This is a genomic window from Ovoidimarina sediminis (assembly GCF_032586175.1).
GTDB classification, from domain to species: Bacteria; Pseudomonadota; Alphaproteobacteria; order Rhodobacterales; family Rhodobacteraceae; genus Ovoidimarina; species Ovoidimarina sediminis.
In genome coordinates, this window is sequence record NZ_JAWHTE010000004.1 from 55,674 (window position 1) to 69,515 (window position 13,842).

Genomic DNA, 13,842 nt, shown 5'->3' on the forward strand with positions numbered 1-13,842 from the left:
CGGATGTCCACACTCGAACTCGTCAGGAAGGAAGGCCAGCCGCTCGATGAGACGGGCGAAACGCCAGCACTCCGGATCCGCGGGCTGACCGTGTCCTACGGGCGCTCGCCGGCGGTGTTCTCGGTGGACGTAACCGTTCCGAAGGGCTCCATGACGGCGATTGTCGGGCCGAACGGCGCAGGCAAGTCGACACTCCTGAAGGCGGCACTCGGCATCGTGCGCCCACTTGCCGGGCAGGTCTCGGTCTTCGGGCGGCCCCTGTCGCGCGCGCGCAGCCGCGTCGCCTACGTCCCGCAGCGCGCAAGTGTGGACTGGGATTTCCCGACCCGCGTGATCGATGTCGTCCTGATGGGGCTTTACCGCGAACTCGGCCTCCTGCGCCGGGTGAGTAAAGCCGATCGCGCTCGCGCGGCCGAGTGCCTCGAAAGGGTCGGAATGGCAGATTTCGCCGACCGCCAGATCGGCCAGCTTTCGGGCGGCCAGCAGCAGCGTGTCTTCCTCGCCCGCGCATTGGCGCAGGATGCCGATCTCTACCTCCTCGACGAGCCCTTCGCGGGCGTCGATGCGGCCACCGAAAAAGCGATCATCTCGGTGCTGAAGGCGCTTCGTGCCGAAGGCCGCACGGTTGTCGCCGTCCATCACGATCTGTCGACGGTGCCTGAATATTTCGACCGTGTTCTGATGATCAACGTCCGCAAGATAGCCGAAGGTCCCGTTGACACGGTTTTCACTGAAGAGGCGCTCCACGCCACCTATGGCGGCCGTCTCGCCATGGCGGGGCCGGGTGCGCCTGTCGCGGGCGCGGGTTGATCCCATGCTCTTCGAGGCGCTGACCCTCGGGCTCGGCTACAACGCGACGCTCGTTACGATAGGGGCCGCCCTCCTCGGCGTCGCAGCCGGTGTGACGGGCACGTTTCTGTTTCTGAGAAAGCGCGCGCTTGTCTCTGACGCGATCAGCCACGCGACGCTTCCGGGCGTCGGGCTCGCCTTCATTCTGATGGTCACGATCGGGCTCGACGGACGCAACCTCGCCGGGCTTTTGCTGGGCTCGGCGGTTTCCGCAGGTCTGGGGTTGCTCGCGGTTTCTTGGCTCACGCGGCACACGCGCCTCGGCGAGGATGCCGCTATCGGCTCCGTGCTGTCGGTATTCTTCGGCGCGGGCGTCGTTCTTCTGACGGTCATCCAGACGATGTCGAGCGGCCGACAGGCCGGGCTTGAGGGTTTCCTCCTCGGCTCCACCGCGGGCATGCTCTTCGGCGAAGCGGTGCTCATCGCCTTGGGCGGCGCGGCGGTCCTTGCGCTTGTCCTCCTTCTTCGCCGGCCGATGACGATCGTGGCCTTCGATCCCGAATTCGCCGCAGGCGCCGGGATGAACACCACCCGCATCGACCTTGCGATCATGGGGCTCGTCCTTGCCGTCACCGTCGTGGGGCTGAAGATCGTTGGACTGATCCTGATCATCGCCCTTTTGATCATCCCGCCTGTCACCGCCCGGTTCTGGAGCGACAGGGCAGGCACCGTCGCCCTCATCTCGGGCGCGATCGGCGGGCTGTCGGGCTGGGTCGGCACGGCAATCTCGGCCACTGCCCCCGATCTTCCCACGGGCCCGATCATCGTGCTTACGGCCTTCGCGATCTTCATCCTGTCGATGCTTTGCGCACCGGGGCGGGGCGTCCTGTCCTCGCTCGTCCGCTACCTCGCCTTCCAACGCAGGGTGCACCTGCGCCAGGGCCTTCTCGCAATCGCCCAAGGCCAGCCGGTCTACGAACCGCTGACACTCAGGCTCTTGACGCGGGCGGGCCTCGCCCATGCCGACGGCGTTGCCACCGACGCGGGTCGCGCGCGCGCGGCGAAGGCGCTCCGGGACGAGGCGCGCTGGGGCGTCGTCCGCCGGCACGATGCCTTCGCGGGCACGGCGGCCCTCTACGACGGGCTGCGCGAGATCGAAACGGTGCTGACCGCCGATCAGATCGCCGAGGTCGATACGCTCCTCGGCGGTCCCAAGGAGGCCGCGACATGAGCGGTGCCGAATTCGTTCCCCTGTCGCTCACACCTCTCCTGATCGGCATCCTCGCGGCCATCGCTTGCGCCTTGCCGGGCAATTTTCTGTTGCTTCGCCGACAGGCGCTGATCGGCGATGCGATCAGCCACGTTGTCTTGCCAGGCATCGTCGTGGCCTTCCTTCTGACGGGCAGCGTCACGTCAGGCACCATGATGGCGGGGGCGGCCGGGGCGGCGATCGTCTCGGTTGTCCTGATCGAGGCGATCCGCCGCGTCGGCCGGATCGAGCCGGGCGCAGCCATGGGCGTTGTCTTTACTGCGATGTTTGCCGCGGGTGTCCTCCTGATCGAGCAAAGCGATACCTCCTCGGTCCACCTCGATGTCGAACATGCGCTTTACGGCAATCTCGAATCGCTCATCTGGCTGGATGCGACGGGCTGGGGCTCGCTGGTTGATCCCTCGGCCCTTGCGGCGCTCCCGCCCGAACTCTTTCGCGTCGCCGCCGCGGCGCTCGCCATGGCCGTGTTCCTCTTCGTTTTCTGGCGCCCCCTCGCGATCGCCACCTTCGACGAAGGGTTCGCGGCAACTCTCGGGCTGCGCACGAACGCCCTCGGCATTGGCCTCGTGATCGCCTCCGCGATAGCCGCCGTTGCGGCCTTTGACGCGGTTGGATCGATCATCGTGATCGCCATGTTCATCTGTCCGCCCGCCGCCGCCCGGCTCGTCACGAACCGGCTTGGCCACCAGGTCGCGTGGTCCGTTCTCTTCGCCGCCCTTTCCGCGATTCTGGGCTACGTCCTCGCCGGCTACGGGCCGCTTTGGCTCGGCGGATCCGATGCGGTCAGCGCGGCCGGCATGATCGCCGCTGTCTCCGGTGCGATCCTCGCAATAACCGCCCTCGTCGGCCCTTGCCGCAAGCGCGTCGGGGCCCCGGCGGTAGGCTGAGCGCTCTGGCCTTGCCCGAAAACGCGGCGTAAAGAGCGATCCATGAATGACACCGAACTTGCCGATGCCTGCGTCACGGCCCTGAAGGACGAGGCCGCCGCCATCTCCGCCTATGCGGGCCGTGGTGGTGCGACCTTGGCCGAGGCCGTGCGACTGATCCATGCGTCCACCGGGCCGCTTATCGTGGCGGGCATCGGCAAATCGGGACATATCGCGGGCAAGCTCGCCTCCACCTTCCGGTCAATCGGCAAGGCCGCGATCTTCCTGCACCCTGCCGAGGCCTCGCACGGCGATCTGGGCCTCGTCGCCCGCGACAGCGTGCTGCTCATCCTCTCGAACTCGGGCGAAACCACCGAACTTTCGGATCTTCTTCACTTCGCATCGGAATACGGCAACCCGATCATCGCGCTGACTGGGTCGGAAAGCTCGACGCTCAGCCGCGCGGCCCGCGTCACCATCGCCTACGGCAAGGTGGCAGAGGTCTGTCCCAATGGCCTCGCCCCCACAACATCGACAACCCTTTCGCTCGCCATCGGCGACGCGCTCGCGGTTGGCGTCACTCATCTGCTCGGCACGGCGGCAGAGGATTTCCGCCGCTATCACCCCGGGGGCAAGCTTGGCGCCATGCTTCTGACTGTCCGGGACCTGATGCACACGGGTGCCGAACTCCCCTTCGTGTCTCCCGACGCGGCGATGTCCGAAACCGTGGCGGTCATGGCGGAAAAGGCCCTCGGCGTCGCCCTCGTGCGCGATGGTGAAGAGGTGACGGGCATCATTACCGATGGCGACATGCGCCGAAACGCCGAGCGCCTGTTTTCCGCCCGCGCGGGCGACATCGCCACCCCGAACCCGGCGGCCGTCACGCCAGATATGCGCGCCTCCGACGCGGTGAAGTTCATGACGAAAACCGGCAAGGGTATCACAAGCTGCGTCGTGCGCGAGGAAGATGGCCGCTTCGCCGGTTTCCTCCATATCCACGACTGTCTGCGCGCCGGGGTTGTCGTATGAGCGTCGTGATCCTGATCCCAGCGCGCTACGCGTCTACCCGCTATCCGGGCAAACCGCTCGCGATCCTGAAGGGCGCCGATGGCGAGAAAACCCTGATCCGCCGCACCTGGGAAACGGGGATGAGCGTCTCAGGCGTCGACCGCGTTCTCGTCGCCACGGATGACGATCGGATCGCCGATCACGTGCGCGATTTCGGCGGCGAGGTGGTCATGACCTCCGAAACCTGCCGGAACGGGACAGAGCGCTGCGCGGATGCCATGGCGCGGCTCGATCTCAGACCCGACATCGTCGTGAACCTGCAGGGCGATGCGCCGCTGACCCCGCACTGGTTCATGGAAGATCTGATTGCCGCCCTTGCCGATCGGCGCGACGTGGGTGTCGCGACCCCGGTTCTGAAAACCGATGCCGAGGCTTACGGGCGCTTCCGCGAAGATCGCAGGAATGGTCGCGTCGGCGCGACTACGGCGGTCTGTCGCCATGACGGCACGGCGCTCTACTTCTCGAAGGAACTTCTACCCTTCCTCCCCGACCCCGAAATGTCCGAGCCCCCTGTCCTTCACCATGTCGGTGTCTACGCTTACCGGCCCGATGCGCTCGACCGCTATATGGGATGGGACCAGGGGCCGCTCGAAACCCTGGAAGGGCTCGAACAACTGCGCTTTCTGGAAAACGGCGAGGATATTCTTTGCGTCGAGGTCGACGCACGAGGGCGCGCCTTCTGGGAGTTGAACAACCCCGTCGATATCGAGCGCATCGAAAGCGTGCTCTGACGGCGCCCCGGGATGGGGGAAGGGGTTGGCGGCGCCCGTCAGGCGCGCCGCCCCGCCGGTCTCACTCGAACATGTCGGGCTGATCGATCACCAGCTGGTTCCAGATCGTCTGGAAATGCAGCCAGCCGATATATTCGCTGCCCACATGCTCTCGGCTGTAGCGCGCGCGGTCTGCCGGAATGCGGATCGGCTCGATCCCCGAGGCGGCGATGGCAAGCTGCTGCTGGCAGCAGCGCTCCAGCGCGATGAACCAGAAGGCCGCCGAGTCGATGCTGTGGCGGCTCGCGGTCAGAAGCCCGTGATTCTGGTGCAGCGCCGCTTTCACGCCCTTGAACGCCTTGGCCACGTCCGAGCCCGCGTGGTTCTCGACGGCAACCTGCCCGCCCTGTTCGCCGATCACCACGTGATCCTCGAAGAAGGCGCAGGCGTCCTGCGTGATCGGGTCGATCGGGCGGCCCGTGGCGCACCATGCGGTGCCATAGGTCGTGTGCGCGTGGCACATCGCGATGATATCGGGATGCTCCTCATGCACGTTTGCATGCAGGACGAATCCGGCGCGATTCACCGCATACTCGCCTTCGATCACGTTGCCCGCATGGTCGACGAGGATCAGGTTCGACACCTTCACCTTGTCGAAATGCACGCACATAGGGTTCGTCCAGTAAAGCTCGGGGCGTTCGGGGTCGCGCACCGTGAGGTGGCCCGCAAATCCATAGTCGAACCCGACCTGCGCAAACGCGCGACAGGCGGCGACAAGCCGTTCCTTGCGGTGCTGGCGCTCCTGCTCGACCGTGTCGAATTCCGGCAGTTCCGGGAAGATGAGGCCCTCCTGCTCGGGCTGATAGATCGAGACGCGATTTCCGAGATCCAGCATGGCATGTCCTCCCTCTGGCAGTGGCGCGGCGAGGCCGCTTTGGCGGCGGACAATGGGGGAGAGCAGGGCCCTGCATCAATACAACTCTCGCAATAACTGTTATCGTGATTGGAGATAAATGACGAAGAGGGACGACGATGAAGGACGACAGACTTCTCGAAATGCGCGTGTTCCAGGCGGTCGTCTCGGCGGCCGGATTCACCGCTGCGGCCCATAGCCTCGGCGTCAGCCAGCCCTTCGTCAGTCAGACGATCCAGCGGCTCGAGGCCCGGCTCGGCGCGAAACTCATGCACCGCACCACGCGCGGGCATCGGTTGACCGCTGAGGGTGAGCGTTTCCTTGACGTCGCCCGCCGCGTGCTGGACGCGGTGGAGGCAGCGGAAGCCGAGTGGCAGGTCAGCGACGCTCAGGTCGAAGGCGTTCTACGCGTCTCCGTGCCCATAGCCTTCGGGCTCGATCGGATCACGGCCCTTGTGCCGGCCTTCCTCACGCGCCATCCCAACCTGTCGCTCGAAATGCGCCTGACCGACGACACCGAAAGCCTGATCGACGATCAGATCGACGTGGCGATCCGTATGGGCACTCTCAGCGATTCAAGTCTCGTGCACCGCCGCCTTTGCGGCCTGCAACGCATCGTCGTTGCCACGCCGGCCCTCGTTGCCCGCTTTGGCAGACCGGAACGCCCCGCCGATCTCTCTGCCATCCCTTGCCTCGCATGGGATGGCAGCCGTGAACATCTGAACCGCTGGAAGTTCCTGGAAGACGGTAAGGAGATCACCTTCCGCGCGGAGGGCCGCTTTCGAAGCAATCAGGGTATGTCGCTCTATCAGCTTTGCCTCGCGGGTATGGGCGCGATGCGGGTGGCGGAACACCTTGCCCGTCCGGCCATCGCCGACGGGCGGCTGGTCCAGCTTCTGCCTGAACACACGGCAGAGGACGAAACAGCGATCTATGCAGTTTTCCTGCCCGACCGCCACATGGTGCCGCGCATCCGCAACTTCATCGATTTCATGGTCGAGGCGTTCCGCACGCCCGATTGGGAAGTGCCGGAACTCCCGGCTTAGCCCGAGTGTCCACCTTGACCGAGGCTTGATCTTGTTGTACTGAATTCTGAATTCAGAATGCGGAATTCAGAAAATGAAGCTCCTGAAACCCCAGCCCAGCCTCACCGAACAGGTCTACGAGGCGATCGTGGACGAGATTTGTGACGGTGCACTGCCCGCCGGCTCGCATCTCGTACAGGAACAGCTGGCCGAGCGGCTGGGGGTCTCACGCCAGCCGGTGCAGCAGGCCATGGCGCGCCTCAAAGCCGACGGGATGGTCGAGGAGGTGGGGCGGCGCGGCCTCTGGGTCACGCGGCTCGATGCCGATCTCATGCGCCACCACTATGATATCCGCGCAGCACTCGACGGGCTGGCGGCCCGCATGGCGGCGGAACGTATCGCCGCCGGGCCGGAACGCGGCCAACAGTTCACCCGCGCTGCGGCGGAGATCCTCGAACTCGGGCAACGCGCTGTCGAAACCGGCGACGTCGCGGGGCAGGTGCGGCACGACATGGCGCTCCACACCCTGATATACGACGCCTCCGGCAACCCGCTTCTGGCGCGGACGGCCGAGCCGCACTGGCGCTTTCTGCGCCGCGCAATGAGCGAGGTCCTGCGCCACGCCACGCTTCCCCGCGAGATATGGCGCCAGCACGCCGAAATCGTCGAGGCGATCGCCGCCGGCGACGCCGCCCGGGCCGACACGCTCATGGTCGCCCACGATCTTGCCGCGGCGGAGACGCTCCGCGCCGCGCTCGACGTGCCTGCCGCCGAACCTGCAAACACCTGATCCGTGCATGGAGGTCCCGGAATGACCGCGCTTTTGACTGTGGGAGAGATGCTGGCCGCCCAGGCGCGGATCCAGCCCGAGCGTATCGGCGCCCGCGATCTCGAGCGTCAGCTCACCTTCCGCGACTGGAACGCCCGCGCCTGCGGCCTCGCTAATGCGCTTCTGGACGCGGGGCTCTCAAAGGGCGATCGCGTCGCGGTTGTGGCCTACAACCGCGTCGAATGGGCGGAGATATACGCCGCGGTCGCAAAGGCCGGGCTCGTGGCCGTTCCGATCAACTACCGTCTCACGGCACCTGAAGCGCGGTTCATCTGCGCTGATTGCGGCGTCTCGGCAGTGATCGCCGAGGCGGCGCTCGCTGATCTTGCCGATGCGATGCGTGCGGAGCTCAGCGTGCCCGAAGCGAACTACATCTTGATCGGCGAAGAGGCGCGGTCAGGCTGGACAGGCTACGAGCCGCTCATTGCCGCAGCGCCGGGTCAGGAGCCGGGCGTGCCCGTCGCCCCCGAAGACGCCTGGTGCCTGATGTACACCTCCGGCACCACCGGCAACCCTAAGGGCGCTATCCGAAGCCACCGGGGCATGGCGATGCTCGCCCTGATGACGCAGGTCGAGCTTGGCCTGCGCCGGAACGACGACGCGCTTCTTGTCATGCCCATGTGCCATGCGAACTCGCTCAATTTCTTCACCTCCTTCCTCGGCATCGGCGCCACCGTCACGGTATTCTCGCGCGCCAGCTTCGATGCCGCGCTCTGCCTGCGCACTATCGGCGAACTGGGAGTCACCTTCTCGTCCCTCACACCAACCCATTTCACCATGATGCTCGACGTGCCCGAGGCCGAACGCGGCGATGCGGGGTTTGCGCAGGTTGCAAAGCTCATGATCTCCTCCGCCCCGGCTCGCGTCGAAATCAAGCGCGCGATCATGAAGATGTTTCCGAATTCCGGCCTTTTCGAACTCTATGGCTCGACCGAGGCCGGCTGGGTCACCTTCCTGCATCCCGACGAACAGTTCGATCACCTGGGCACCGTCGGGCGCGAAGTGACGGGCTCGGCCCCGATCCGCCTTCTCGATGAAGACGGCAACGAAGTGCCCGATGGCGAGGTGGGCGAGCTTTATTCCTGCGGCCCCTACGCCTTCGAAGGCTACTGGAACCTTCCCGGAAAAACCGCGGAAGCTTTCCGTGGATCCTATCTTTCCGTGGGCGACATGGCGCTCCGCGACGATCAGGGCTTCATCAAGCTTATCGACCGCAAGAAGAACATGATCATCTCGGGCGGCGAGAACGTCTATCCGACAGAAGTGGAAGCCGTCCTCGCCCAGCACCCCGCCGTCAAGGACGTGGCCGTGATCGGCCGGCCCGATGACAAGTGGGGCGAGCGGGTGGAGGCCGCCGTCGTTCTCCGCGATGGCGCAACCCTTTCGGGCGAGGATCTGATCGCCTGGACGAAGGACAGGCTCGCGGGCTTCAAGCGACCGCGCAACATCGTCTTCCTCGCCTCAGACGAGATGCCGCGCAACACCACCGGCAAGATCCTCCACCGTGTGCTGCGCGACATGATCGGCCAGCGCGCCCCATGATGCGCCGGCTCCAGCGACTTCAACAAGGAACACTCCAATGACCGACCGCCAGGATCTCAACCAGGACGAAAACAGCGTCGCCGCCTGGATCGCCCAGGTGCTTGCCGAACGCGGGATTGACCGCGTCTTCGGCCTCCAGGGCGGACATATCCAGCCGATCTGGGATCATCTCGCACGGCGTGGCATCCGCATCATCGACGTCCGCGACGAAGGTGCGGCGGTCCATATGGCCCACGCCCATGCCGAACTTACCGGCACACTCGGCGTCGCGATGGTCACGGCGGGGCCGGGCGTTACGAACTGCGTCACCGGCGTGGCCAACGCGGCGCTGGCGCGCGTCCCGCTGCTTCTGATCGGCGGCTGCACCTCTCGGTTCCAGGCCAATATGGGGCCGCTCCAGGATATTCCCCATGTCGAAATCATGCGGCCCGTCGCGCGCTACAGCCGCACCGCCCGCGTCGCCGATCAGGTGATCCGCGAGCTCGACGAGGCTATCGCCGGCGCCTTTGGCGACATGGGCGAACCGGGGCCCTCCTATATCGAGGTGCCGACTGATGTCCTCCGCACCCCGGTTGCGGCGAACCTGATACCCGCGGACTGGATTGCGCCGAAACCTCTCCGCCGTCCGGTCCCGGATCCGCACCTCGTGGAAGAAGCCGTCGCGGCGATCCGCAATGCGAAACGCCCCCTCGTCGTCAGCGGTCGCGGCGCGCGCGGCTCAGGCGCGGCGATCACCGCCTTCCTCGACGCCACCGACGCGCTCTACCTGGACACACAGGAAAGCCGAGGCCTCGTTCCCGCCGACCACCCGTCGGTCGTCGGCGCGGTCCGCGCGGCGGCGATGGGGCAGGCCGATCTCGTCATCACCCTCGGCCGCAAGCTCGACTACCAGCTTGGCTTCGGCTCTCCGGCCGTCTTCCCCGATGCCACATTCCTGCGCATCGCCGATACCGCGGGCGAATTGGTCGACAACCGCCGCGGCACGCCGGAACTCCTCGCCCCGGTGGATCTCGCGCTCGAAGCGATCACCGCCGCCCTCGGCAACGATACCGGCTCCCGCGACGAAGGTTGGCTCACCGGCCTCCGTGACAAGCACCGCGCCCGGATCGCGAAGGGCAGCACGACGCCCGCGCCAAAGACCGGCGCCGACGGCAAGATCCACCCCATGGCGATTTTCGAGGCGATCCGCGAGGTGGCGGCGCCCGACTACATCGCGATCGCCGATGGCGGCGATCTCCTGAGCTTTGCGCGCGTCGGTCTCAACGCCTCGACCTACATGGATGCCGGCGCCTTCGGCTGCCTCGGGGTGGGCGTTCCCTTCGCCGTGGCCGCGGCGCTCGCCTTTCCGGGGCGCCAGGTGATCTCCGTCAACGGCGATGGCGCTTACGGCATCAACGCGATGGAGATCGATACGGCCGTCCGTCACGGCGCGAAGGCCGTCTTCATCGTTTCGAACAACGCCGCCTGGAACATCGAGCGCTACGATCAGGAGTTCAACTACGGCGGCCGCGTCGTCGGCACGACGCTCCGGCACTCCGATTACGCGGCCATGGCCCGTGCCCTGGGTGCCCATGGCGAACGGGTCCAGGATCCGGCCGACATCGCCGATGCGATCCGCCGCGGCCTCGCCAACGCACCCGCCGTCATCGATATCGTGACCTCGCAGGATGCGGTGTCATCCGACGCCATGAAAGGCCTCGGCTTCGTGCCCGACTACCAGGCGCTGACGGCCTGGGACGACGCCGAACGCCGCCGCCGCGACACTGCCTGAGGTGCCGATATGGAACTTAAGCTCCAAGGAAAACGCGCTCTCGTCACGGGGGCGTCCAGCGGCCTCGGCCTTCACTTCGCCGGCGTCCTGGCGGGCGCCGGCGCGGAGGTGACGCTGGCCGCCCGCCGCCTTGCCAAGGTCGAAAAGGCAGCAGAGGCTCTGACTGGCGCCGGCCACACCGCCCACGCGATCGAACTCGACGTGACCGATCCCGCATCGGTCTCTGCCGCGTTCGATGCGGCCCCCGCCTATGACGTCGTGATCAACAACGCCGGGATCAGTGGCTCCGGCGCGGCCCTTCACATGGATGTGGCCGAGTTCGAGCGGGTGATCGACACCAACCTCACGGGCGTCTTCTCTGTGGCGCAGGCTGCGGCCCGCGGCATGTCCGAAGCGGGCGGTGGCGCAATCGTAAACATCGCCTCGATCCTTGGCCTTCGCGTCGCCGGCCACGTCGCCGCCTACACCGCATCCAAGGCCGCCGTGATCCAGCTGACCAAGGCCCTCGCACTCGAATGGGCGCGCCACGGGGTGCGCGTCAACGCGCTCTGCCCGGGCTATATCGAAACCCCGATCAATGCCGATTTCTTCGACACCGATGCCGGGCAGGCGCTGATCCGTCGCATCCCGCAGCGCCGCCTCGGTCAGCTTGGAGATCTGGACGGGCCACTCCTGCTGCTGGCCTCCGACGCCTCAAGCTACATGACGGGCTCGGTCGTTGCGGTCGATGGCGGCCACCTCGTTTCAGGATTGTGAGGCACCATGAATTTCACCATTTCCCCCGAACTCGCCGCACTCCGCGACCGGATCGAGGCTTTCGTCGATACCGAGATCCTGCCGGTCGAGGCCGATCGCTCTAGCTGGGACGCGCATGACAATATCGGGGCCGACGCGCTCGCACATCTCCGCGCAAAGGCCCGTGCCGAAGGGCTCTGGTGCCTGCAACTCTCGCCCGAATTTGGCGGGCAGGGGCTCGGCAAGGTCGGAATGGCCGTCTGTTACGAAGCGATGAACCGCTCGATTTTCGGGCCCGTGGTGTTCAACTCCGCCGCCCCGGACGACGGTAACATGATGATCCTCGAAGCACTCGGCACCCCCGAACAGAAAGAGCACTGGCTGCGCCCCATCGCCAATGGCGATGTCCGCTCGGCCTTCGTGATGACCGAACCGCATCCGGGCGGCGGTTCCGACCCGGGCATGATGCTCACCCGCGCGCGCCGCGATGGCGACGACTACGTCATCGATGGGCATAAGTGGTTCATCACCGGCGCGGAAGACGCCGCCCATTTCATCCTCGTCGCCCGCACCTCGGACGACGCACGGCGCGGGCATACCGCGTTTCTCTTCCACCGCGACGATCCGGGCTGGGACATCGTCCGCCGCATCCCGATCATGGGCCCCGAGGAACATGGCGGGCATTGCGAACTGCGCTTCGACGGCTTGCGCATCCCGGCGGAAAACATCCTTCTCGAAGAGGGCAGGGGCCTCAAGGTCACCCAGGCCCGGCTCGGTCCTGCGCGGCTCACCCATTGCATGCGCTGGCTCGGCCTCTCCAAACGATGCGTGGAGATCGCCGGGGAGTATGCAGGCCGCCGCGAAGGTTTCGGCATCCGCCTCGCCGACCGTGAAAGCGTGCAGGTGATGCTCGGCGACCTCGCCATGCAGATCGAGATCGGGCGCATGCTGGTGATGAAGGCGGCATGGGAGATCGACCGCGGCGGCTACGCCCAGAAAGAAGTGTCTATGGCCAAGATCCACGTCGCGAACCTGCTCCACAAGGCCGCCGACGTCGCCATCCAGATCAACGGCGCGCGGGGCTATTCGAAGGATACCGTGCTTGAATGGATCTACCGCTACGCCCGTCAGGCGCGGCTCGTCGACGGGGCGGACGAGGTGCACAAGATGCTCTTGAACCGGCACCTCGAAACGCAAGGCGCAGGCTTCTGGGCGTGGGAGACGGCATCGTGACGAAGCCGCACCTCACCGGCGACGTCGATTTCGACGCCGCCCTTCTCGGCACCCTTCTGCGAAACGTCCTCGGCCCCGATGCGGGCAACTTCGCGATCGAACGCATTGGCGGCGGGCAATCGAACCCCACCTACTATCTCGACTGGGCCGACCGCCGGCTGGTCCTGCGCAAGCAACCCCTCGGCCCGATCCTGAAGGGAGCCCACGCGATCGACCGTGAATACCGGGTCCTCACCGCACTCCACCCCACCGATGTGCCGGTGCCCGCGCCGGTTCATTTCCATTCTGACGCCGAACCGCTGGGCACACCATTCTACCTCATGGAACGCATCGACGGCCGCGTCTTCACAGACACGGCGCTCGCCGGTCTTCCTCCGGAAGAGCGCGCGCCGATCTGGATGGCAGTGGCCGATACCATGGCCGCGATGCACGCTCTCCGGCCTGACGAGATCGGACTCGGCGACTATGGCCGTCCGGGCAACTACTTTGAACGCCAGATCTCCCGCTGGGACAGGCAATACCGCGCCTCGCCCTCAGCGCCAATCGCTCCGATCGAGGCGCTTCACGCCTGGCTCACGCAGGCGCTTCCGCCAGATGACGGTGCGGTTGCCCTCTGCCACGGCGATTTCCGCCTCGGCAATCTCCTTTTCCACCCCGACGCACCGCGCGTCGTCGCGATCCTCGACTGGGAGCTTTCGACGCTGGGCCACCCCCTTGCCGATCTCGGGTTCTGCTGCATGCCCTGGCACACGGCGCCTGATGAATATGGCGGGCTTCTTGGCCATGATCTGGATGCGATGCGGCTTCCCTCCGAAGCGGCCATCGTCGAACGCTACGTCGCAGCTTCCGCCGATACCGCGCCGCTCTTGCCCTTCCACAAGGCCTTCGCTCTCTACCGCTTTGCCGTGATATTTGTGGGCATTGCCGATCGGGTACGCGACGGCAGCGCGGCCGCCGCCGACGCCGCGGCCCTTGCGCCCCTTGCCGAACGCTTCGCGCTGCGCGGGCTCGAAATAGCCGGGGGGCGCCCGCACAGTCTCGGCTGACGACGCCTCGCTTGCCCCCTCCGGCGCCAGCCTCTAGCTTCGGCG

At 66.2% G+C, this 13,842-nt stretch carries 13 protein-coding genes; 12 read left to right on the forward strand and 1 reads right to left on the reverse strand.

What is annotated here, in order from left to right:
- The first annotated feature begins 3 nt into the window (after positions 1 to 3).
- The 5 genes from aztA to kdsB are packed head-to-tail and all read left to right on the forward strand — an operon-like array spanning position 4 to position 4,724.
- Complete coding sequence (gene aztA / locus RXV90_RS06445) at positions 4 to 810, forward strand: zinc ABC transporter ATP-binding protein AztA (protein WP_316647666.1); 807 nt, start codon at positions 4 to 6, stop codon at positions 808 to 810.
- A 4-nt stretch (positions 811 to 814) separates the two neighbouring features.
- A complete protein-coding gene (locus RXV90_RS06450; RefSeq protein WP_316647923.1) occupies positions 815 to 2,020 on the forward strand; it encodes a metal ABC transporter permease in 1,206 nt (401 codons plus the stop codon).
- Positions 2,017 to 2,946: a metal ABC transporter permease gene (locus RXV90_RS06455; RefSeq protein WP_316647667.1), complete on the forward strand. Its 930-nt coding sequence runs from the start codon at positions 2,017 to 2,019 to the stop codon at positions 2,944 to 2,946. The genes RXV90_RS06450 and RXV90_RS06455 overlap by 4 nt, the downstream gene beginning before the upstream one ends.
- A 42-nt stretch (positions 2,947 to 2,988) precedes the next feature.
- The gene (locus tag RXV90_RS06460) at positions 2,989 to 3,954 is read left to right on the forward strand and encodes a KpsF/GutQ family sugar-phosphate isomerase (protein WP_316647668.1); all 966 of its coding nucleotides are present in this window, start codon (positions 2,989 to 2,991) and stop codon (positions 3,952 to 3,954) included.
- Positions 3,951 to 4,724, forward strand: coding sequence for a 3-deoxy-manno-octulosonate cytidylyltransferase (kdsB, locus tag RXV90_RS06465; protein WP_316647669.1), 774 nt, complete (start codon positions 3,951 to 3,953; stop codon positions 4,722 to 4,724). Before RXV90_RS06460 ends, kdsB begins: the two co-directional genes overlap by 4 nt.
- A gap of 61 nt (positions 4,725 to 4,785) precedes the next feature.
- On the opposite strand, the gene RXV90_RS06470 is transcribed toward kdsB, so the two are convergent.
- Positions 4,786 to 5,598 (reverse strand): class II aldolase/adducin family protein, encoded by an 813-nt coding sequence (locus RXV90_RS06470; protein ID WP_316647670.1) that lies wholly within the window; start codon positions 5,596 to 5,598, stop codon positions 4,786 to 4,788.
- 137 nt (positions 5,599 to 5,735) lie between these two features.
- Between RXV90_RS06470 and RXV90_RS06475 the strand changes: the two genes are divergently transcribed.
- The 7 genes from RXV90_RS06475 (at position 5,736) to RXV90_RS06505 (ending at position 13,797) form a co-directional block, all read left to right on the forward strand.
- A complete protein-coding gene (locus RXV90_RS06475) occupies positions 5,736 to 6,662 on the forward strand; it encodes a LysR family transcriptional regulator (RefSeq protein WP_316647671.1) in 927 nt (308 codons plus the stop codon).
- A gap of 73 nt (positions 6,663 to 6,735) precedes the next feature.
- Positions 6,736 to 7,431, forward strand: a complete 696-nt coding sequence (locus tag RXV90_RS06480; RefSeq protein WP_316647672.1) for a GntR family transcriptional regulator — start codon at positions 6,736 to 6,738, stop codon at positions 7,429 to 7,431.
- 21 nt (positions 7,432 to 7,452) lie between these two features.
- Positions 7,453 to 9,012: a class I adenylate-forming enzyme family protein gene (locus RXV90_RS06485; protein WP_316647673.1), complete on the forward strand. Its 1,560-nt coding sequence runs from the start codon at positions 7,453 to 7,455 to the stop codon at positions 9,010 to 9,012.
- A gap of 37 nt (positions 9,013 to 9,049) precedes the next feature.
- Complete coding sequence (locus RXV90_RS06490) at positions 9,050 to 10,783, forward strand: thiamine pyrophosphate-binding protein (RefSeq protein ID WP_316647674.1); 1,734 nt, start codon at positions 9,050 to 9,052, stop codon at positions 10,781 to 10,783.
- A 9-nt stretch (positions 10,784 to 10,792) separates the two neighbouring features.
- Positions 10,793 to 11,539: an SDR family NAD(P)-dependent oxidoreductase gene (locus tag RXV90_RS06495; protein WP_316647675.1), complete on the forward strand. Its 747-nt coding sequence runs from the start codon at positions 10,793 to 10,795 to the stop codon at positions 11,537 to 11,539.
- Between the two features lie 6 nt (positions 11,540 to 11,545).
- Complete coding sequence (locus RXV90_RS06500; protein ID WP_316647676.1) at positions 11,546 to 12,751, forward strand: acyl-CoA dehydrogenase family protein; 1,206 nt, start codon at positions 11,546 to 11,548, stop codon at positions 12,749 to 12,751.
- Positions 12,748 to 13,797, forward strand: coding sequence for a phosphotransferase family protein (locus RXV90_RS06505; RefSeq protein ID WP_316647678.1), 1,050 nt, complete (start codon positions 12,748 to 12,750; stop codon positions 13,795 to 13,797). Before RXV90_RS06500 ends, RXV90_RS06505 begins: the two co-directional genes overlap by 4 nt.
- Positions 13,798 to 13,842 lie beyond the last annotated feature (45 nt).